Below are 20163 nucleotides of genomic sequence, written 5' to 3'. Positions count from 1 at the left end.
GGCGGGTGAACGACTCCCCAGACGCCCGCCTCCAGGCCGCCCACGCTCGCGCCCGACAGGCGGTGGAGGCAGGCCCCCGCTCCGCGCCCGCGGACGGAGTTCCCCGCGGGCGACGGCTCGCGCTGGGTGACCCGCAGGCGGACTTCGACAAGGTCCTCGCCATCCTCGACCACCACGGGCTCCTGGGCGCCGACGGCTGGCTGAAGCCCGACGTGCAGCTCGTCTCGGTGGGAGACCACTTCGACTGGGGCCGCCCCGAGGAGCGCATGCACGCGGCGAACAGCGCGCTGGCGCTGGTGGCGTGGCTGGCCGCGCATCCCGCAGACCAGGTCGTCCTGATTCTGGGCAACCATGACCTGGGCCGGGTGGGAGAGCTGGCCGACTTCGACAACGCCCGCTTCGCCACCGCCCAGGCGGAAGCGGACCGCGTCTACCAGAAGGGGCAGACGGACGAGGCCGGGGAGCGCGCCTTCCTGGAGCGCTGGCCCAATGTCCCCACGGCGGAGCTGGTGGCCCGCGACTTCGGCAACTTCCAGCAGGCCCAGCGAGCCTGGGTGGAGCACCTCCTGCGCGTCCGTCGCTTTCGCACCGCGCACGCCGCGGGCCCCGGGCTGCTGGTGCTGCACGCGGGCGTCACGCACGAGGACCTGGACGTGACGGGCCTGCCTCGCGAGCGCCGCGCGGATGCGGACGCTGTCGCCCACGCGCTCAACGCGACGATGGACGCGGCGGTGGAGGCATGGACGCGGGGGCGCCTCGAGGTGCCCGGACTGCACCAGCCGGGCGACGCCGCGCGAGGCGAGGGCACGGGCATCTTCTACCAGCGCCCCAGCACGAAGCCGGAGGATGCCGAGCGCACGCGCCAGACGCCGCGCCGACGCTTCGACCCCCGGAGACTTCCCCCAGGGCTCACGCAGGTGGTGGGGCACACCCGCGACAAGCGTATCCGCGAGTTGATGGGCGTCACCTCGGGCGCGGCGCTCGACGGCGTGGTGCGCCACCTGGTGACGGACGGCGCGCGGGCGGACTGCGCGCACGGTGCCCCGCCGGCTACGGGCGCGGCGGAGGCGGTGCTCGTCTTCGTCGACGGCGGGATGAGCCACTGTCCCGTCGACGCGTACGAGCTGTTCGACTTGGACCAGCGCGCCGCCGTGCGAGCGACAGCGCGCTGAACCCGACGGCTACCTCGGCGCGGGCTGCGCTTCCGCCTGGAGCCCGGCGAGCTTCTTCTCCAGGCCCTTCATCATGCGCGGCGACACCTGCGAGGCCGGCAGCGTCTTGGCATACGCGACGGCGTCCTCCACCGTCTTCGTGGCGCTGGCGACATCCTTGCGCGCGACGTGGATGTCGACGCGGTTGGACAGCACGTTGATGCGGCGGGCGCCCTTCACGCGCTCCAGCGCACGGTCACTCGCCGCGAGCGCGTCATCCAGGCGTCCCTGCAGCCGGTACAGCGTGGCCAGCCTCGCGGGCGGGTTGTAGTCCTGGGGCAGGTCCTTCTCGCTCTGCTCCAGCGCGGCCACGGCACGCTCGGGCGTGCCCAGCTTCATCGCCGCCGACATGCGGTGCGAGTCGAAGACGGCGCGCGCCTCGGGGTTGGGCGCCTTGGCGGCCTCGGCCTCCAGGAACGCCAGCCACTCGCCCGCGAGGGCCTTCACGCCGGCCTCGTCCTTCTCCGCCTCGCGCGCGCCCACCCGCATCTCGTAGAGGCCGGAGCGGTCATCCGCCGTCATCTCGATGACCGGAGGCCCCATGGCCTCGACCACCTTGGCCTCCAGGGCCGTGCGCAGCTCCTTGCTCACGGCCTGGTCCGGAATCGACAGCGCGCACATCAGGCCCATCATCGAGGCGTTGGCCCACGACAGCGAGCGCGGCGTGCCCGGCAGCAGCTCCAGCGCCTTCTTCGCGCACGGCTCCACCTGCTGCGCTCCATACATCGCCGTCATCAGCGACTCCACGGCACGGCCCCGGCGGTTCCAGTCCGCGGGCGCCTCGGCCAGGGCCTCCGTCAGCGTCTCCGCCGCCTCCGCCGAGCGCCCCTCGCCATAGAGCGCGTCACCGCGCGCCAAGAGCGCCTCCGCGCCGGTGATGCCACCCTTGTAGGCGCGCTCACCGTCCTCGAAGAGCTTCACGAGCTGCTCCACCGTGGCGCTGCCGGCGAAGCGCAGGAGCGGCTTCTCCTCGCGCGGGTCGATGACGTACAGCGTGGGCCAGAACTCGATGGGGAACTTCTCCTGGAAGGCCGCGTTCTGGGTCAGGTCGGTGTTCACCTCCAACCAGACGTAGCGGTCGGCGTGGCGGGCCAGGGACTTGTCCGACAGGACATACGCCTTCATGGAGCGACAGGTGTGACACCACGGCGCCCAGACATCGACGAAGAGGGGGATGCCCTTCGACTTCGCCTCGGCGATGGCGCGAGCGTAGTCATCCTCGATGAACGGCAGGGGAGCTCCGGCGTGCGTCGCGTCCGCGGACACGGGGGTGTTCGTGTTCGCGGCGGTGCAGGCAACGAGCCCCAGCAACAACAGGCAGGCGGCGTGGGTGCGCATGGCGGGGGACCCTACCGCGCCACCGCCACTCTGTCCCCCAGCGACATCCACCTCGCAAGCAACTGGGAACCCGTCCCCGCACATGCTCTGGTGTGAGTGAACCTCCGATGACGAGAGACCCCTACAGCCTGCGCGAGTCCCTCGCGTCCGCCCTGGATGCCCTGCCCGCCCCCGAGCGCTTCCCGGAAGGCACGGACGCGGACCTGGCCCGTCGTCTGGCCGAGCGGCTGCGCAGGGACCTGCTCCCCCGCCTGGGCTCCGCCGACGCGCCCCTGCTGCTGGTGGCCATCGCCGGCCCCAACAACGTGGGCAAGTCCACCCTGTTCAACGCGCTGGTGGGCGCGCCGCTGTCGCCCGCGAGGCCCGAGGGAGGACTGACGAAGCAGTGCCTCGCGGCGGCCCACCCGGAGACATGGACGGGGGCGCTGAAGGACTTCCTCACCCGCCGCTACGACACGGTGCCCGTCGCTCCGGGGGAGCTGGCGCCCGTGGACCAGCCCGGGCCGGCGGGGCGGCTGTACCTGGTGCTCGCGGACGCGGTGCCTCGCGGGTTGCTCGTCATGGACACGCCGGACTTCGACAGCGTGTACCGGGAGAATCGCGAGCGCGCGGAGGCGCTGCTCGTCACCGTGGACGTGCTCGTATTCGTGGTGAGCCGGCAGACGTACCAGAACGCGGCGCTGGTGGACTTCCTGCGCGCCGCGGTGGGACATGGCCGGCCGTACCTGCTCGTCTACAACGAGGCGTCTCGCGAGGAGGTGGCGCGCGGGCACCTGGACAAGCTGGCCTCCGACGTGGGTCATCCACCGCTCGCGCGCTACCTGGCGCCGCACCAGCCAGACGTCGAGGCGGGCCTGCGTCCCCTCGCGACGGAGCCGCTGGATGGGCGGCCTCCGCTCAACTCGCTTCTGGGAGAGGCCGAACACGCGCGGGAGTTGAAGGCCCGGGCGCTGGAGGCGTCACTCGCGGACGCTCGCGCGGAGCTGGAGGCGGTGGCGCGCGCGTCCACTCGCGCGGCGAGCGAGCCGGAGCGGCTGCGACAGCGACTGCGGCACGAGCTGGACGGCGTGGGCAGCGCGGCGGCGCTCAAGGCGGTGCCCGCGGACATCCTCATCGACGCCTTCCGCGATGAACTGGATGCGCGCAGCCAGTTCCACAAGTGGGTGCGGCTGCCCTTCCGGGGGCTGGCCACGGCGCTCACGTACGTGAGTCGCAAGGTGCGCCAGTCCTTCACGGGCCCTGAGCCGGAGGGCTCGGAGACGCCCACGCGCGCGGTGGACGCGACGATGACGGATGGGGTGCGGCGGCTGGTGGATGCCTTCGCGCCGGAAGTCGCCGCGTGGCGGGGAGACGCCGAGACGCGCGAGAAGCTGGCCGAGGCCTTCGGGCCCGTGACGCTGGCGAAGCTGGAGGAGCCGCTGGGCTTCGAGTCCCTGCATGCCCACTCGGCGGACCGCGCCACGCTGTACGCCTATTGCCGCGAATTGGTGGCGGGTGAGCTGCAGGGCGGCATGCGCGAGGAGCTGCTCCAGGCGCTGACGACGCTGGTGTACTCGGTGCCGTCCGGCGCGGCGGCGGTGGTGACGGTGGCCACGGGTGGATTCGGTCATGACGCGGTGGTGTGGGCGGGCACCTTGTTGTCCACGCCCCTGATGGAGCGCTTCGTGGACCTGCTGGGTGCCCAGGTGCGCGCCCGCGTCACCCGGAAGTGGGCGGATGCCCACGGCACCACGCTGGCCCATGCGCTGGAGAAGAGATTCTTCTCGGACGTGCTGGGTCAACTGGACGGGCTGGCGGAGAATTGGAACCGGACCGCCGCGCGGCTGGAAGCGACGCGAGCCGAGCTGTCCTGACGGCTGGCGGGGAGGCGAGCCGTCGTCTTCCCGTCCCCGTGAGCGGTGAGGCGTACGCACCGAGACATCGAGGCGAGGTCACGCGGACCATCAGGATGGTCGATATTCGGCCCGTGCGTGTGCGGCGACAATGCGCCATGCTGGGCGCGTCATGAATGGCTCGGACTCCGGCGCACCGGGCTCCCCACCTCCCGTCCTTTCCTTCCGCCACCTGCTGACCGACGCTGTCAGTACGTTCCTGGACGAAGCGGGGATGACGTGCGCGCAGACGGCCGACTCCCTCGGCGAGCTCATCGTCACGCTGTCGCGCTACCGCGAGGAAGGCGCGCCCCTGTTCCCCATGGCGTTCATCGGGGACGACCTGGGGCAGATGCTCGCGCTGCTGGGCGGGCATGACCCCATCGCCATCGGAATCGGGCCTCGTTCGCGGGCCACCGTCCAGCGGGCGCTCAAGCAGTGCGCGCCGCTGGGACAGGGCCGGTGGTGGGCGCTGTATCTGCTGAGGGTGCCGGAGGGTTTCGCCTACGGCGTGTTCCGCACGGACCCGTTTCCGCTCGCGGAGTCACCGCTGGAGCGGCTGCGACGGACGGAGGAGCCTCAGGCGGGTGTGGTGGGCGTGCTCCAGCTCGCGGACAACATGCTGGAGCTGCGCGCGGGCGGCGGGCTGTGCCGGCACGTGTACCTGTCAGGTGCTCGCGTGGAGGGCGCTTCGCCTCCCGCGGTGCTGAACGAGTTGGCGGAGGCCATCACCGACGGCGTGGCGAGCGCCAGTCTGGAGCGAGCGCGGGGGTTCTTCCGGCGGGTGCTCTTCGAAGTGATGCAGTCGTCCCATGGGGCCCTGGTGGCGGTGCTGCCCCGGGAGCGCGCGGGCTCCACGCTCTTCGTGGACGGCATCATCCTGCCGCGCCCGCTGGATATCGTGGCGCTGCTGGACCGCTATCACGCGGACCCCACCGACGCGGCGGCCACGGCGGTGCGCGCCACCGGGCAGTTGCTGCGCGGGATGATGGCGACGGACGGAATCACCGTGCTGCGCGCGGATGGCTGCATCGTCGGCTACAACATCTTCGTGCGACACCCGGAGTCGCTCACGCATCAGCCCTCCGTGGTCGGCGGAGCGCGTCGGCGCACGTACGAGGTGCTGGGCGCCGCCGTGGGAACCGAGCTGACCGCCGCGTTCATCCGCTCCCAGGACGGTGACGCGGCCTGCCGCCGCGCGTGAGTGCGGTGACGAGATTCAGCAGGTCGGTCTCCGGGGTGACTGGAATGACGTCCCGCGTCTCGTAGGAGTCCCGCGCACACGCCATGAGGACGGGCTTTCCGCGCTGTTCCGGATAACTGATACAGCCGTGTGTCGACAGGGGTACGGGTTTGCCGTCAGAAGCCCGACGTGCCACGTCACCAAGCGCGTCTGACGCCCAGATGGCCTGAGAATTGAGTTTGTCAGGGGCTTCCCGCATGCTGGCGCCGCCTTGAAATCCCCCTTGTTCCGCATCGCGCGATTCGCGCTCGCTTCCCTGGCCGTGTGCCTTGTGGCTTCCCCCGCACGGGGACAGAAGCTCGCAGACGTCATCGTCGCCGGCCCTCCGATTGCCCCCGCGCTGAGCGGAGCCGGGCAAGGCATGTGCGTCGCCTCCAACGTGTGGACGCGGACCCTCGGCGAGTTCCCGCAGACACGTGGCACGTACCTCGACGTCATCAACGGCTATTTCGAGGAGCCCACCAGCAAGCAGAACCGCGTCACGACCGTGATGCGCACGCCATTCGACCTGTCCAACAACCTCAACGACGGTCGCACGCTGAGCTACGGCGACTTCGTGGGACAAGTCTCCGCCCCAGGATGTTCAACGGGTGGATGCAGCTTCAACGTCATCAATGATGGTGACGCGTTCACACCGTTCGTCTCGCGCTTCCGGGGCTACTTGAACGTCCCCGCGAGCCTCGCGGGCCAGACAGTGCATCTGGGTTACTACGCAGACGATGCCGTCAGCCTCGTCATCTACGACAGGTCTCAATCCTATACGGTCATCAACAGGCCGCCCCAGTTGGGTGCGCCCACTTGGCGAACCACCAACAGCGTGACCTTCGTCCAGGCGGGACTCTACGCCGTGGAGATTCTGTACGCGCAGGTGACGGAGCACGCCGCGCTCGAAATGTCCCAGTCCACGGGGGCCTTCACGGACTTCGAGCGCGCCGCCAACCAGCCGCCGATCATCAACCTGTACAGCTCCGGCTTCCAGTTGCTCCAGCCCGCGCAGTTCTTCCAGACGGAGAACGGCCTCCCGTCCTTTTCAACGGACCCCAACCGCTGTGAGCAGTGCAGCCGCGCCAACGTCAACTCCCCCAACAACGGCGGCTGTGCCTCCTACTTCCACTGCAACGCCGCGGCCCTGTGCGCGCCCTGTGACTCCGCCCTCTTCTGCGGCTCTTCCTGCTCGCCCTGCGGTCAGTCCTCGCCCTACTGCGCCAACATCAACGGCAACACGCAATGCGTGCAGTGTACGGATGATGGCCAGTGCCCCAACGGCCGCTGTGACTTGAGTGACAACACCTGCCGTGGCTGCAACGGCGATGACGACTGCCCCAACGGCCGCTGCGACTTGAGCGACAACACCTGCCGTGGCTGCAACGACGACGAGGACTGTCCGTCCACCGGCCGCTGTGACCTCGGGACGAACCAGTGCTCGGGTTGCAACGACGACGCGGACTGCCCGGGCGCCGTGTGCGACGAGCCCACCGCCACCTGCGTCCCTTGCACCGACGACGAGCACTGCCCCAATGGCCAGGTCTGCGCGACCGACATCCACCAGTGCCGTGAGTGCAACGACGATTCGCAGTGCGAGCGTGGCGAGGTCTGCACCAACAACCAGTGCCTCCCCTGCGCCACCAATGATTCCTGCGCTGGCAACTCCTGCAACTGCTGCCCCAATGGAACCCAGTGCGCGGCGCTGACGCCCGGTGGCTCGCCCTCCTGCGTCGAGTGCACCACCGATGCCCAGTGCGGCGAGGGCCAGAAGTGCGATCCTCTCAACGGCACCTGCGTCACCACGCTGCCCGAGTGCAACACCGCCGACGCCTGCGGCCCCGCCTGCGCCAAGTGCCCCGGTGAGCGCCCCTTCTGCCTCGACGGCGAGGTCTGCGTTCAGTGCCGCACCGACCTGGAATGTAGCGACGGCCAGTTCTGTCTCAGCGGCGAGTGCAGCTCCTGCACCACCGACCGTCACTGCGGCTCGCGCTGCGAGGCCTGCGAGACGGACGCGCCCTTCTGTCTGTCGGACGGCTCGGTCCAGAACAGCACCTGCGTCGGCTGCCGGAGCAATGAGGACTGCGGCAGCGGCCAGTGCAATGCGACGACTCGCACCTGTGAGAACGCCGGCGCCTGCGCGGTGACGTGTGACGCGGGCCTCGTCTGCGACGGTGAAGCCTGCGTCCAGTGCTTCGCCGATGCGCACTGCCCCTGCGGCGGCACCTGCGACCTCACCAACAACACCTGCTCCTCCTCGTGCGAGGACAGCGGCGACTGCCTCGGCGTGCAGCACTGCTCGGCCAAGACGCAGGAATGCGAGCGCGGCCGACGCAAGCCCGGCACCGACCCGCAGGGCGGCGCCTTCTGCTGCGGCACCGCCGCCGATGCCACTCCGGCCGGCAGCGCCACCATCCTCGTCCTGCTCGCCGCGGGCCTCCTGCTCCTCCGCTCCCAGCGCCGCGTCCGATGAAACCCTTCCACCTCCCGCTCCTCCTCCTGGCGCTCGGAGGGGCCAGTGTCGCCTCCGCACAGCCGGACGCCCGCTTCGACGTGCAGTTGTTCCGCCCGTCCGCGGCGCCGCAGGACCTGGTCGTCGTCACCCAGTCCCGGCCGCTGTCCCACATGTCCGTGGCCTTCGGCCCGTACTTCAGCTACTCGCTCAACCCGCTCACGCTGGTGCCCGAGGGAGGAGACCTCGAGAAGATCAGCCTGGTCGGCAACCGCCTCCAGCTCGACGTCATGGCCATGGTGGGCCTGTTCGACTGGGGCGAGATTGGCGTGGACCTGCCGCTCATCCTCGCGCAGGGCGGACAGAACCTGGAGGTCATCGGCACCGAGGGAAGCGTGGAGAGCTTCGTGCTCGGGGACCTGCGCCTCTCCGGCAAGGTGGCCATCCCGGGTCTTCGCCGTCCCGCCGAGGGCAAGGGCTGGGGCGCCGCGCTGACGCTCAACGTGTCCTTCCCCACGGGCGCGCAGGACGCGTTCGCTGGAGACGGCGAGCTGACGTGGGCCCCCGGGCTCGTGCTCGACTACCGCTTCGGCAACGGCATCCTGCTGGCGTTCAACGGCGGCTTCTGGAAGCGGCCGGACCGCGTGTTCGACGGCGTGGCGCTGGGGGACATGGCGCCCTTTGGCCTGGGCACCGAGGTGCCCATCCTCCGAGGCAGCGGCATCACCGCGCTCGCCATGGTGAACGGCGCGGTGGGACTGAAGAAGGCGCCTGGGACGGAGCGGCAGGTTCCCGCGGAGCTGCTCATCGGCCTGCGCTGGTACAGCTCCACCGGCGTGACGTTCACCTTCGGCGGAGGCGCGGGCTGTGGATGCTCGCTCGCGTCGCCCACGCTGAGCTTCTTCACGTCCATCATCTGGATTCCAGCGAAGACGCGCGAGTGGGAGGCGCTGGAGCGCTTCAAGGAGCCGCCCGAGCCGGCGCCGCCTCCTCCTCCTCTGGTGGACCCGGATGGCGACTCGGTGATTGGCGTGGGCGACAAGTGCCCGGATGTGGCCGGCCCCGTGGAGAACGCGGGCTGCCCGGACACGGACCGCGACGGCGACGGTACGGTGGACCGGCTCGACAGGTGCCCGGACCAGCCGGCCGGAAGCCGGGGCCGCGATGGATGTCCGCTCGCGCGCCGCGACGGGAACAAGATTGTCATCCTGGAGCAGGTGAACTTCGCCACGGACCAGGACGTCATCCTCTCCGAGTCCTTCCCGATTCTGGAGGAGGTCGCCCGGGTGATGAATGAGAACCCGGAGATGGACCGGGTGCTGGTGGAGGGCCACACGGACGCTCGCGCGAGTGATGCGTACAACCTGGAGCTGTCGCGTCGGCGTGCGTCCAGCGTGATGCGCTTCCTCGTCCAGAGCGGCGTGGCGGCGGAGCGGGTGTGCTCACAGGGCTTCGGCCGCAGCCGGCCGCTGTCCGACAACGCGACGGAAGAAGGCATGGCGCTCAACCGCCGCGTCGAGTTCACCATCCAACCGCCCAGCGAGGGCCCACGTCCGCCCTGCCCCGAGGACCCGTCCGACAAGAAGGGCAAGCGCCCCTCGCGGACGAAGGCACCGGGTCCGAAGGCCAGTCCCGCGCCGAAGCCGTAGGCGCGGTCTTCAGGCAGCGTCCTCGGCTCGCCGCACTGATGTTCTCAGTGCGGCGCATTGCGCCCACCAGGCAGCGTTTGCGGCTTGCCGCGCTGAGACATCCTCAGCGTGGTGCCGGGTCTCAAGGAAGCATCGTCCGCGCACCCCGCCAGAGCCTCAGGCGCGGCGCCTTCAACCCACAGGCGTAAGCAGCGGCCCGCACCACCGAAGCAGGCACCTCACCGCCACTACGGAACGACGAACTCCGCGGCGGAGCGGCGGCGGCCCGCGACGACGGAGACTACGGCGCGACCCGAGCCCACCGCCGTCACCCGGCCGTCCTTGGACACCGACACCACGGCGGCATCCGACGAGAACCACTCCAGCGGCACACTGTCGAGCACCGCGCCGTTGCGGTTGAAGGCCCGCGCCAGGAGCAACACCGACTGACCCGGACGCGCGAACTGATGGTGGGTGAGGTTGAGCCCCAGACGCGCGAAGTCCGCCGGCACCACCTGGACAGCGAGGTGTCGAGCCAGGTGCCCCAGGTTGGCGCTCACCGTGGCCGAGCCGGGCTTCACCGCCACCACCTGCCCGTCCTCCACCCGCGCCACCGTTTCGTCCGACGAGCGGAACTCCGGTGTGACGTCCTGAAGCGACGCGCCCTGCTCATTGCGCGCCACCACGCGCATCTTGATGGTGCGCCCCACCTCCAGGAAATCGGCCCCCGGCGCGCGCACGTCGAGCGAGTTCAGGATGACCAGGTCCAACGGCAGGGCCTCACGCACCTTGCCCCCCGTCACGCCGATGATGGTCTTCCCGGACTTGCGCACCGTCACCACGCCGTCCTGCACCAGCGCCACATCCGTCGCGGAGCTGGTCCACCGCAGCTTCGGCTCGGACATGCGCTGGCCCTCGGCATCGAGGACCGTGTAGTCCAGCTTCACGTTCTGCCCCGGCGTGCGCAGGAACTTCGACTCCAGCGGCTGGAACGTCAGCGACTCGGGCGACGGCCCACATGCGCCCAGCAAGCCGAGCGCGAGAACAACGACGGAACGAAATAGGAGGCGCGGCGTCTTCACGGCGGCGGAGACAGACAACGAAGCGGGGTGGGAGTGACGCCCATTTTAACCACGCCCATCGCTCCACGTGTGAACCCCTGAGACCTTCTTCTCACCGCCTCCGCGCACGGTGCCGTCCGCAAGGCACTCGTCCAGACAGGCGGTATCCGCCCGGCTCCTCAGGAGAAGAGGAAGTGCGGGACGTTGAAGTCACTCTCGGTGGAATCGAGGGACGCGACGATGTTGAGCCGCTGGCCGGGCTCCGCGAGGTCGACCACGTAGTCCGCCTTGGTCTTCCCGGCCCCCTGGATGACCCGGACTCGGGGTCTGGCTGCCTGCGCCGAATCCGTGGGCACATCCATCACCACGCCCAGCTGCCCGCCCGACAGGCGCACCAGCGTCCCCACCGGATAGAAGCCGGCCACCGCGGTGAAGAGGCGGACGACCCTCGGGTCGAACCGGGTGCCGGCCCGGTGGGTGATGAGCCGCAGCGCCGTGTCCGGTGCCAACCCCGGATGAGGCGGCGCGGGGAACGTCAGCAGGTCGAAGGCACAGGGCACCGCCAGGAGCCGTCCCGCCATCCCCACCGGACGCTGGACGGGTCCACTCCAGGCCGGCTGGAGACAGTCGTGCGCGGCGACGACTCGCTCCAGCCGGCTGGTGTCCAGCGGACGCTGCAACAGCCGGAGCGCCGTCTTCAAGGGCCCCCGCCGCGCCAGCAGCTCATGGGAGGCGCGGTCGAACTCCTGCTCCGGCGCGAGCGTGGTGGTGCCCCGCCCCAAATCATGGAACAGCCCGCTGAGGGCCAGGTCCAGTTGCTGCGCGCGAGACAGCCCCATCCGACGCGCCATCAACAGCGCCAGCACCGCCACCGCCGCGCCGTGCTGCCCACCGTCCACGTCCGTCCGGCGAAAGCGGGTGAGGCCCACCAGGAGCGACTCATGCCCCACGGAAGACTCGGCCAGCCGCAACAGCACGCGGCGGAAGCGCTCCACGCGCACCTGCCCTCCCGTGCTGATGACGTGCTTGAGCAGGACGACGAGCCGCGCGTAGTAGCGCAGCATCACCTCGCGCGGCGTCAGGACGTGCGTGGAGGACAACACGTCGCGCAGGCGGATGGGCCCCAGCTTCTCCTGGAGGATGGCCTGGGGCTTCTGCGCGCGCCGGTGCTTCTGGAACGCGACGAGGAAGGCGCGCAGGTGCTCGCGACGCAGCCCCGAGCCGAACGAAATCTCCTGCACCTGGAGGTGCTCCAGATAGCGCCTCAGCGAGACGGCCATCTCCAGATGTTCCTCGCCCAGCTTCATCCTCGAGCCATTGAGGAACGGGATTCCGCCCACGCACTGCAGCTCCACGGACTTCTGTCCCCGCAGCTCCGCGTCCAGCAGCGTGCCCAGCTCCTCGAGTGCCTCCTTCACGCCCGCGTTGTCCACGTCGTGCAGGGACACCGTGTTCAGACACCGTACGACGAGGCCCATGAGCCTCGGCCCCACCAGTGCCGCGTCCTCCCGTGTCGTCGCCGTCGCCATGTCTCCGCGTTCCCCCGACGTCTCGTCCGTGGCTTCAGCCCACCGGGGCCAGCTGCGCCAGCGCTTCCCGACACGCCTGCTTCAAGTTGCGCGGCGCGAAGAGCTTGTTCGCCACCGCCTCCAGCAACGGCCGGGCCCTCGGGTCTCCGAGGATGCCGATGCAGCGCGCGCAGTGCGCCTTCAGCTCGGTGTCCAGTTCTCGCTCGAAGGCGGAGCGCAACGCCGCGCCAGCGATGGGCCCGCCCAGGTCCGCGAGCGCGCGCAGCACCGCCATGCGTTCGCGAGCCTCCATCTTCGCGTCGAGCCGGGACACCAGCGGCCCCACCGCGGCCTCCACGCCATGGCGTACCAGCAACACCAGCGCCGCGCCGCGCACCCCCGCCGCCGGGTCCGCCAGCAGCTTCAGGAGCGGCGAGCGCTGGACCTCCACGTCCCGAGGACTCAGCCGGGACAGCAGCGCCGCGCGCACCTCCGGCTTGGGATGGCCCAGCAGCGCCGCCGTCAGGGGCATCGCCTCGGGCCCTCCCTCGCGCAGGAACTGCACCCAGTCCAGGTCCGCCTCACCCAGCGACGAGGCCCGCGTCACCAGCACGCTCAGCGAGATTCCCCGGCGCACGAGCAGCTTCGCCAGCGCCCCTCGGGCCTCGGGCGAGGCCAATTCGAAGAGCAGGTCCGTGGCGCCCTGGAGCGTGTCACGCGGCAACGCGCTCAACAGCTCCAACACCCGCAGCAGCACGCCCGGCTGGGCGGCGGCCTGCGCCAGCGCGAAGCGCATCTTCTCCCGGAAGAACAGCCGCGTGACGGCATAGAGGTCCGGCGCGCGCGCCCCGGCGGCCCGGGCATCCTTCGTCATGCCCTGCACCACCTGCGACAGCTCCGCCCAGCGGCCATGCGAGACGAGCCCGGAGAGCAGCTCCTCCATCCACGCCAGGAGCTCTCCTCGTTCTTCCTCCTGGCACACCGCGAGCAGACCCCACACCACCCACAGGCCCCGCTCGTGCACGCCTTCGCCGCCCCGCTCGCGCTCCAGCAAGGCCCGCAGCTCCGCCACCTCCGTGTCGCTGGCGCCCGCGAAGGCCGGCGCTCCCGAGCGCACCAGGTCCTGAGCGCTGACGGGGGCCAGCACCTCCGCCTCCAGTCGCGCCAACCACTCGTCATGTCCCACGGGACGACGACGGCCGGAGCCCGAGGCCTGGCGCCGCGTCAGCTCCGCGAAGAGCTGCTCCTCGCGCTCGGCCAGCTGCGCCTCGGCCTGCGCGGACTCACCCGTCTCCGTCGACGCGGGCACCTCCGCGACGACCAGCTCGATGTCCTCGAAGCCGTGCTCCCAGAACCACGTGTAGAAGTCGTACTCCGGAGGCAGCGTGCGCTGCAGCGCGCGGTGCCACATGCCCAGGAAGGCGCCCAGCTCCTCCGCCTCCAACCCCGGCTGCAGCAACACCTCCTGGACGCCCTCCAGGAACAGCGGCCGCGTCACCGAGTCCTTCGCCGACGTCGACTCCACCAGCACCACGTCGCCAAGGAGCAGCACGGTGGAGCGCACGTGCAGCACCACCGCCTCGCTCGTCACCTCGTGGTAGCGGCGCACCGCCTCACTCAAGCGCTGTTGGACCTCCACCAGCGCCGCATGCCCTTCCGCGTAGAAGCGATAGGCGCCCAGCACCTTGTTCAGCGCGTGGCCCACCTCCGTCGCGGCTTCCTCTGGCGAGAGCGCGGGCGCCCCCACCGGACTCGGGGTCGCTGGCTGGCCTCTGGATGCGGGAGTCGGAGCGGGCATGGCTGGCAATGCATTGAATTCCTGGCGGAACACTAAAGCCAGAATCCAAGCACCGCCAAATGAACGTTGCCTTTCACAGACGAGGCGCGGTGGCCCCCAACGCCCCCAGGGCCTGGGTCGCCAGGGCTTCTCCCTCGCGCCACCCAGCGAGTCGGGCGCGCTCCCGGGCCCGCTCCAATCGCTCACGTGCCTCGTCGACCCGGCCCCCCGCGCCGAGCAGCCGCCCCACGTTGTAATGGATGCGCGCTGCCTCCTGGGCATCGCCCCCCTGCTCGGCCAGGACGAGCGCTCTCTCCAGCTCGACGAGCGCCGCCGCGTGCTCCCCGGAGAGGACTCGCAGGCCCGCGAGGTTGGAGAGGGCACGGGCCTGACCCACGACATGTCCCGTGGCGCGAGCCTGCTCGGAGGCATGGGTGAAGCTGGTGCGAGCCTTCTCCGGCTGCTGGAGTCGAAGCTGGAGACGACCCAGCAGGTTGAGGTGCTCCCAGTAGAAGTCAGACGCGCGAGCGGGACGCCCGCCCATGCGCTGGAAGGATTGTGTCAGCAATTCCACAGCTCCGGCGACGTCCCCCCGGGCCTCGCGAGCACGGGCCTGCTCGCCCAGCACCCACGCGAGGACCTCCGGGTCCGCCGCGGCGGCGGTGCGAATCGCCACCAGGCGCGCTTCGGCGGCGGCGACACGGCCAAGCTTCAGGTCCGCGGCCGCGACACGGCGCACCACCTCCGCGCGCGCGGCGGGGGACTCGGTGTCGGGCAGCTTCTCCAGCCAGGGCGCGGCGAGCGGCTCCACGGCCGTGGGGTCCACCTGCGTCAGACACGTGCACGCTCGCGTCAGCATGCCGAGCTGCCACAGCCGCGAGGTGGACGTCGCACCCGGGGCATCTCCCATCGCCCGGCGGAAGTAGTCAGAGGCCGCGCGCCACTCACCTCGCGCGGAGAGTCGCTCACCCGCGCGCTCACAGGCCGCGGCGGCGTTGGGCGCGGCGGCGGCGACCAGATGGTCGGCCACGCGAACCTCGCGCGCGGGCTCGGCGGCGAAGGCGTCCTGCCCCAGCGCATCCGCCAACTCCTGATGCGAGCGGCGCAGCGCGCTCGCCGGCAACCGCTCCAGCAACACCTGACGCGACAGCTCCTGCATGAAGCGCAGACAGCCCGGCCGATCCGCCACCTCCGCGAGCCAGCCATCCGCGACCAGCAGCTCCGCCGCGTCCTCGACGGCGTCCTCTGCCGGCAGGGACGCGCGCACCAGCGAAGAGGAGAAGACGGAGCCCTCGACAGCGGCACGTGAGAGGAAGCGCTGGAGCTGCGGTGGCAGCAGGTCCAGGCGGGCCCCCAGCGCGAGGCCGAGGCTGTCGGGCAGCGTCGCTTCCCCGAGGGGCGCCGTGGCCTGCCAGGAACCACCGAGGCGCTGCACGGCGCCGCGCTCGACCAGGGCGCGCATCAACTCCAAGGCGAAGGAGGGATTGCCCTGGGCACGCTCGACGACGAGCTTCTCCACCTCCGCGCCTGGAAGCGCCCCGAAGGCAGTGCCCAACAGGGCCCGCAACTCCGGCCGAGGCATTCCCTCCAGCGCGGAGAGCGGCAGCGGAGCGAGCGCGACGGGAAGCACATCAGGCGCCGTCGTGGCGACCAGGCCTACCCGCGAGCCCGGCGCGCTCAGCAGCGCCACGAGCAGCTCCAGCGAGGCCACGTCCGCGTGGTGCACATCATCCACGAGCAGCAGCACGCCACCGGGACGCGCCGCGCGCAGCAGCGTCTCCGTCACCGCCGCGTCTCCGGCCTGGAGCTGTCCCGACGGCCCGCCATGAGACAGCCTCCGCCACAGCGCGGAGACCTCCTGCGCGGAGAGCCCCAACGCACCGAGTGGCTGAAGTGGCGCGCCCTCCGGGACCGGACCCAACGCGCGCGCCAGTCCCGTGAGCACCGAGCGCATCAAGCCCATCGCCCCCGCGCCGCGCAGGTCCTCCGCGCTGGTCCGCACCACGCGCAGCGAGGCCACGTGGGACGCGCTCTCCGCCACGGCCTCCAGCAGTCGGCTCTTGCCCACGCCGGCCGCACCCGCGAAGAGCCTGGCGCCTCCCTGCCCCGCTCGCACCGAGTCCACCACGGCCCGCGCCGCCGCCAGCGCGTCCGAGCGCCCCACGAAGGGCACTCCACGCACCACGCCGCCCAGGGCCTCCACGCGCCACGCCGCGCCCGACGACAGCGTTCGCTCCGCGCCGAAGCGAACCCCTTCCTCCAGCAGCGCCTTCGCCGCCGCTCCCGCGAGCACCTCGCCTGGTGACGCCGCCTGCGCCAGCGCGGCGGACCGCTCCAGCCCCGCGCCCGTCACCCGCCAGGGCACGCGCCCACCGCCGCCACTCACCAGCACCGCGTCGAACTCCAGGCCCGCCCGAGACACAGGCGAGGGAGTCAACCCCAGGGTCTCCACCGCGCGCAGCAACTCCAGGACACAGCGCACCGCGCGCAGCGGGTCGTCGCGACGCGACACCGGCAGGCCGAAGGCGAGGCTCCAGCGGGACTCGGTGAGCTGCACCACCTCCGCCTCGTGTCGCTCGGCGATGGAGGCGACGAGGTCGAGAAGCTGCCCCACCGCCTCCATGCCCTCCTCCGGCCCCAGCGCTTGCCGCAGCGCCTCCGCGCCCTCCACCTCCACCGTGACGATGACGAGCTTGCGCCGGAGCGCGCCCGCCTCTCGCCCTCGCATCCTCACCGTGGCATCCGGAGACGCGGCGTCGAGCCCCTGGGCCTGCGGTGTCGGCGCGGTGGCGGTGGGGACGTGCAGTTCGGTTGGAGGAGCCTCCGCGTCGATGAGGTGTCCGGAGGTGACCTCGGACACCTCCGAGACGGGCGCCGCCATTCCGGTGAGCCTGCTTCGCGTCTGGGGCCCGGAGGGAGTGTTGAGCGCGCTGCCGCAGTGAGGACAGAAGCGACTGGTGCCGCTGGTGGACTGGCCGCACCGGGGGCACGTCACGCTGGAGCCCGCCGCACGCGGCAAGAGACTGCCGAGGCCCACGCTCGACTCGCGCATCCTCGCGCGGACCAACTCGCCCACCAGGCGCTCGGTCGTCGCGGCGACGCCGTCCTCGGACTTTCGGGGGCTCTCATCCAGGTACTGCTGGAGCGCGCGGGCCACGTCGGCGCAACGCTCGAAGCGCTGCTCGCGCGGCTTGGCCAGCATGCGCAGGATGATGTTGTCCAAGAGCGGGGAGACGCCGTCGACGAGCATCGACGGCTTGAGCGCGGGAGTCAGCGCGACACGCCGCATCGCCTCCGCGGGGTTGTCCGTCTCCACCAGCGGCCGGTGCGTCACCAGCTCCCACAACACCACGCCGAGCGCATACTGGTCGCTGCGTCCGTCGAGCGGCTGGTTTCGCACCTGCTCGGGCGACATGTAGCGCAGCTTGCCCTTGAGGATGCCAGTGCGCGTGCGGGTGGAGCGGTTGCTCGCCTTGGCCACGCCGAAGTCCACCACCTTCGTCACGCCATCCAGCCGCACCATGATGTTCTGCGGACTGATGTCGCGGTGGACCAGGTCCAGCGGCACGCCCTGCGCGTCCACGGCCTGATGCGCATGGTCCAACCCGAGCGCGGCGTCACGGATGATTTCCGCGCACACCGCCGGACTCAGCGCCGCGCCAGCACGCACCGCCGCGCGAGCCAGCCGCCCCAGGTTCTCGCCTTCGATGTACTCCATGGCGATGTAGAAGGTTCCCTCCCACTCGCCGACCTCGAACACGGAGACGACGTTGGGATGGTTGAGGCGCCCCGCCACGCGCGCCTCGTCCAGGAACATCTCCAGCGAGCCTTCCTGCTCCAGCAGGTCCGGCAACAGGTTCTTGAGGATGACGGCCCGCTCGAAGCCGCTGACGCCCACCTGACGCGCCAGGAAGATTTCGCCCATGCCTCCCACGGCAAGCCGGCTCAGCACCGCATAGCGGCCGAAGACGAGGGGAACCGAGCCACTGGCGGACATCATCTTCCTCACACCGTAGTCAGTGGCCCCGGGCTCCCGCCAGTTTCCATTGCCCCCTGCGGGACATCAGCCACCGGGTGTCATTTACCCCCCCGACGCGAGCCATCTCAAGCGCGGGATGCTGCCCGTGGGGCGAGGCCCCGGAGCCAGGGCCAGCGGCTGGACGTAGAGCCCGCGCCGCGCTCGCGTCCACCACGCCCCCGTGCGCCGACGCTCGTCCAGCCCCGTCATCCGGTAGTCGTGAAGCACCGCGCGAACCTGCCGGGGCGGCGCGTCCGGGAAGGGATTGCGCGCGAGCAGTCCCAGCACCTCGGGAGCGCCCTCCAGCAGTCGCGCCAGGAAGGCGATGAACCAGCTCGGCGGCGAGGAGAGCGCGGCGAACCACATCTGCCAGTCGAGGCGAGGTTGATGCGGAGCCACCTGCCTCGGCGGCTGGTCGACGTCACCCACCTTGTAGCGGAAGCCATAGGGCTCCCAGTGCACGCCGTCGTTGGAGCCCTCGACGACGATTTCCGGCCGCTCCACCGTCATCACGCTGAAGAGGCCATAGCGATTCACCGAGCGCAGCGGACGCACGCGGCCGTGCAGCCATGTCAGGGGACGCAGGACGCGCTCGGGGAGACGGGCACCTCGCTCGAAGCGCAGGAGGATGTCGGCGGCGCCGAGCACCAGGAACGGCATGAGCAGGAGATTGCTCCAGGAGGTTCGTGAGCGCGACGCAGGTGGGCTCTCGGGGAGAAATGGGAGCAGCCGTCGCAGGGCCGCGTCGTCCAGCAGCCACACGCCCAGCACCAGGGACTGGAGATTGAAGAAGCCGTAGTTGCCGGTGGCGACGATGGCGGCCTGCAACGCGGAGAAGGCCCCGAAGGCGAGCTGCCTCGGTCGACGGGGGGCGAAGACGAGGAAGGGCACCGCGGCCTCCAACGCGAGCACCATCGCAGTGGAGGTCTTCTGGAGTCCCTCGGGCAGGTGGTGCGCGTACCAGCCGCCGCGCGTGGGAAGGGGGGCCGTCTCGTAATAGTGCCGACAGGCCGTCAGCTCGCGCCACGTCCTGTCCCCTGACTGCCACTTGCTGATGCCCGAGCCGAAGTAGAGCCGGAACACGAGCAGCCGGAAGAGGAACACCTCCAACGCGCCTGGCGACTCTGGCCCGAGGCCTGGTCGAAGTCCTCGTGGAGCGGTGAGCGCGGACAGGAGGCCCATCTCCAGCAACAGGACGTCCCACTGGAACGAGAGGAACTCCCGACCCACGGCCGCGTAGGAGAGGTACAGGCCCCACAGCAGCGCCAGCGCGCTCCGGGGCGCCGCGTTGAAGATGACCGCGAGGGACAGGAGCTGTCCCACCGTGCAGCCCCGCGTGAGCGCCTTGTCGGAAGCGCCGAACCAGAACACCGTAGGCAATTGACGCCAGCGCTCGCGAGCAGGTGCTGCTTGCTTCCGCTCCTGGCTGACCAGGTCCTTCACGGGACGGATGCCTCGCGAGCCGAACAGCCCCGGCACCTGTCCTCGCAGCGAAGTGAAGGCGATGAGGAACGTGCCTCCCATCAACCGGAGGAAGACCCAGCGCACCTGACGGAAGTCACGCGGTGCCACGGTGCGCCCGAAGAGCCAGCGGTCCACTCTCGACGCCGTGCGACGGTTGCGGGCGATGACGCCGTAGACGCGCTGGGAGAGGCCCAGCACTCCGGGCAGCAACCCCAGCCTCGCCGCGCCGCGCGTCAGCCAGCGGGGCGACCGGCCAAGCGCGCGGAAGACCGCCTCCGCGCCCTGCGACACGCGGCCCGAAGGCTCCACGAGCTGAGTGGCGCGACGCATGTCCCGCCTCGGAATGCCGAGCAGCAGGAGGAGCCAGCGGCGACCTGGGAGGAAACGGACACGGCCTTCGGTGCTTTGCGCCCAGCGCGCCACCCAGCGGCGACAGAAGCCGCAATCGGCGTCGTAGAGCAGCAGCGGCGACGGACGCGTGAGTCGCCCGAAGGCGGAGACACGCGCGTGCGTGTGTAGACCCACCATGGCTGAAGCATGGGGGCGGCGGGTGGAGATGGCTGCCCCCGCGCACGGAGGCGGTGGTCGCTCCAGGGCCGGGGCGCCGGGC

The 20163-nt window shown here is 70.8% G+C and carries 11 protein-coding genes; 5 read left to right on the top strand and 6 right to left on the bottom strand.

Annotation, left to right across the window (positions count from 1 at the left end; translation table 11 throughout):
- Positions 1-5 precede the first annotated feature (5 nt).
- Positions 6-1172 carry a metallophosphoesterase gene (locus HUW62_RS01385; RefSeq protein ID WP_176433327.1) on the top strand — a complete coding sequence of 389 codons (1167 nt, stop codon included), beginning with the start codon at positions 6-8 and terminating at the stop codon, positions 1170-1172.
- Between the two features lie 9 nt (positions 1173-1181).
- Here HUW62_RS01385 and HUW62_RS01380 read toward each other — a convergent pair whose 3' ends face one another.
- The gene (locus HUW62_RS01380) at positions 1182-2549 is read right to left on the bottom strand and encodes a thioredoxin family protein (RefSeq protein WP_176433326.1); all 1368 of its coding nucleotides are present in this window, start codon (positions 2547-2549) and stop codon (positions 1182-1184) included.
- Between the two features lie 107 nt (positions 2550-2656).
- On the opposite strand from HUW62_RS01380, the gene HUW62_RS01375 reads away from it, so the two are divergent.
- From HUW62_RS01375 to traB, 4 genes are all read left to right on the top strand, one after another.
- Complete coding sequence (locus HUW62_RS01375; protein ID WP_176433325.1) at positions 2657-4402, top strand: GTPase domain-containing protein; 1746 nt, start codon at positions 2657-2659, stop codon at positions 4400-4402.
- Between the two features lie 151 nt (positions 4403-4553).
- Entirely contained in the window at positions 4554-5624 is a 1071-nt protein-coding gene (locus HUW62_RS01370) for a hypothetical protein (protein WP_176433324.1), read from the top strand.
- 301 nt (positions 5625-5925) lie between these two features.
- A complete protein-coding gene (gene traA, locus HUW62_RS01365; RefSeq protein WP_368670319.1) occupies positions 5926-8118 on the top strand; it encodes an outer membrane exchange protein TraA family protein in 2193 nt (730 codons plus the stop codon).
- Positions 8115-9746 carry an outer membrane exchange protein TraB gene (traB, locus tag HUW62_RS01360; RefSeq protein ID WP_176433322.1) on the top strand — a complete coding sequence of 544 codons (1632 nt, stop codon included), beginning with the start codon at positions 8115-8117 and terminating at the stop codon, positions 9744-9746. Before traA ends, traB begins: the two co-directional genes overlap by 4 nt.
- A gap of 227 nt (positions 9747-9973) precedes the next feature.
- On the opposite strand, the gene HUW62_RS01355 is transcribed toward traB, so the two are convergent.
- From HUW62_RS01355 to HUW62_RS01335, 5 genes are all read right to left on the bottom strand, one after another.
- Positions 9974-10756, bottom strand: coding sequence for an Ig-like domain-containing protein (locus HUW62_RS01355; protein WP_240356226.1), 783 nt, complete (start codon positions 10754-10756; stop codon positions 9974-9976).
- A 209-nt stretch (positions 10757-10965) separates the two neighbouring features.
- The gene (locus HUW62_RS01350) at positions 10966-12315 is read right to left on the bottom strand and encodes an HD-GYP domain-containing protein (protein ID WP_163864298.1); all 1350 of its coding nucleotides are present in this window, start codon (positions 12313-12315) and stop codon (positions 10966-10968) included.
- A gap of 34 nt (positions 12316-12349) precedes the next feature.
- Positions 12350-13999 carry a hypothetical protein gene (locus tag HUW62_RS01345; RefSeq protein WP_176433321.1) on the bottom strand — a complete coding sequence of 550 codons (1650 nt, stop codon included), beginning with the start codon at positions 13997-13999 and terminating at the stop codon, positions 12350-12352.
- A gap of 166 nt (positions 14000-14165) precedes the next feature.
- A complete protein-coding gene (locus HUW62_RS01340) occupies positions 14166-18071 on the bottom strand; it encodes a serine/threonine-protein kinase (RefSeq protein WP_176433320.1) in 3906 nt (1301 codons plus the stop codon).
- Positions 18072-18152: 81 nt separating this feature from the next.
- Positions 18153-20081, bottom strand: coding sequence for a lipase maturation factor family protein (locus tag HUW62_RS01335; protein ID WP_176433319.1), 1929 nt, complete (start codon positions 20079-20081; stop codon positions 18153-18155).
- Positions 20082-20163 lie beyond the last annotated feature (82 nt).

This window comes from Myxococcus sp. AM011 (assembly GCF_013372595.1).
Taxonomy (GTDB): Bacteria; Myxococcota; Myxococcia; order Myxococcales; family Myxococcaceae; genus Myxococcus; species Myxococcus eversor.
The sequence above is the reverse complement of the archived record's forward strand: the minus strand, read 5'-3'. Positions and strand labels throughout refer to the sequence as shown.

Excerpts from the sequence above, each read along its gene's own strand:
- HUW62_RS01375 (WP_176433325.1), top strand. The coding sequence starts at position 2,657 with ATGACGAGAGACCCCTACAGCCTGCGCGAGTCCCTCGCGTCCGCCCTG.
- HUW62_RS01335 (WP_176433319.1), bottom strand. The coding sequence starts at position 20,081 with ATGGTGGGTCTACACACGCACGCGCGTGTCTCCGCCTTCGGGCGACTC.
- HUW62_RS01370 (WP_176433324.1), top strand. The coding sequence starts at position 4,554 with ATGAATGGCTCGGACTCCGGCGCACCGGGCTCCCCACCTCCCGTCCTT.
- HUW62_RS01340 (WP_176433320.1), bottom strand. The coding sequence starts at position 18,071 with ATGATGTCCGCCAGTGGCTCGGTTCCCCTCGTCTTCGGCCGCTATGCG.
- HUW62_RS01380 (WP_176433326.1), bottom strand. The coding sequence starts at position 2,549 with ATGCGCACCCACGCCGCCTGCCTGTTGTTGCTGGGGCTCGTTGCCTGC.
- traB (WP_176433322.1), top strand. The coding sequence starts at position 8,115 with ATGAAACCCTTCCACCTCCCGCTCCTCCTCCTGGCGCTCGGAGGGGCC.
- HUW62_RS01350 (WP_163864298.1), bottom strand. The coding sequence starts at position 12,315 with ATGGCGACGGCGACGACACGGGAGGACGCGGCACTGGTGGGGCCGAGG.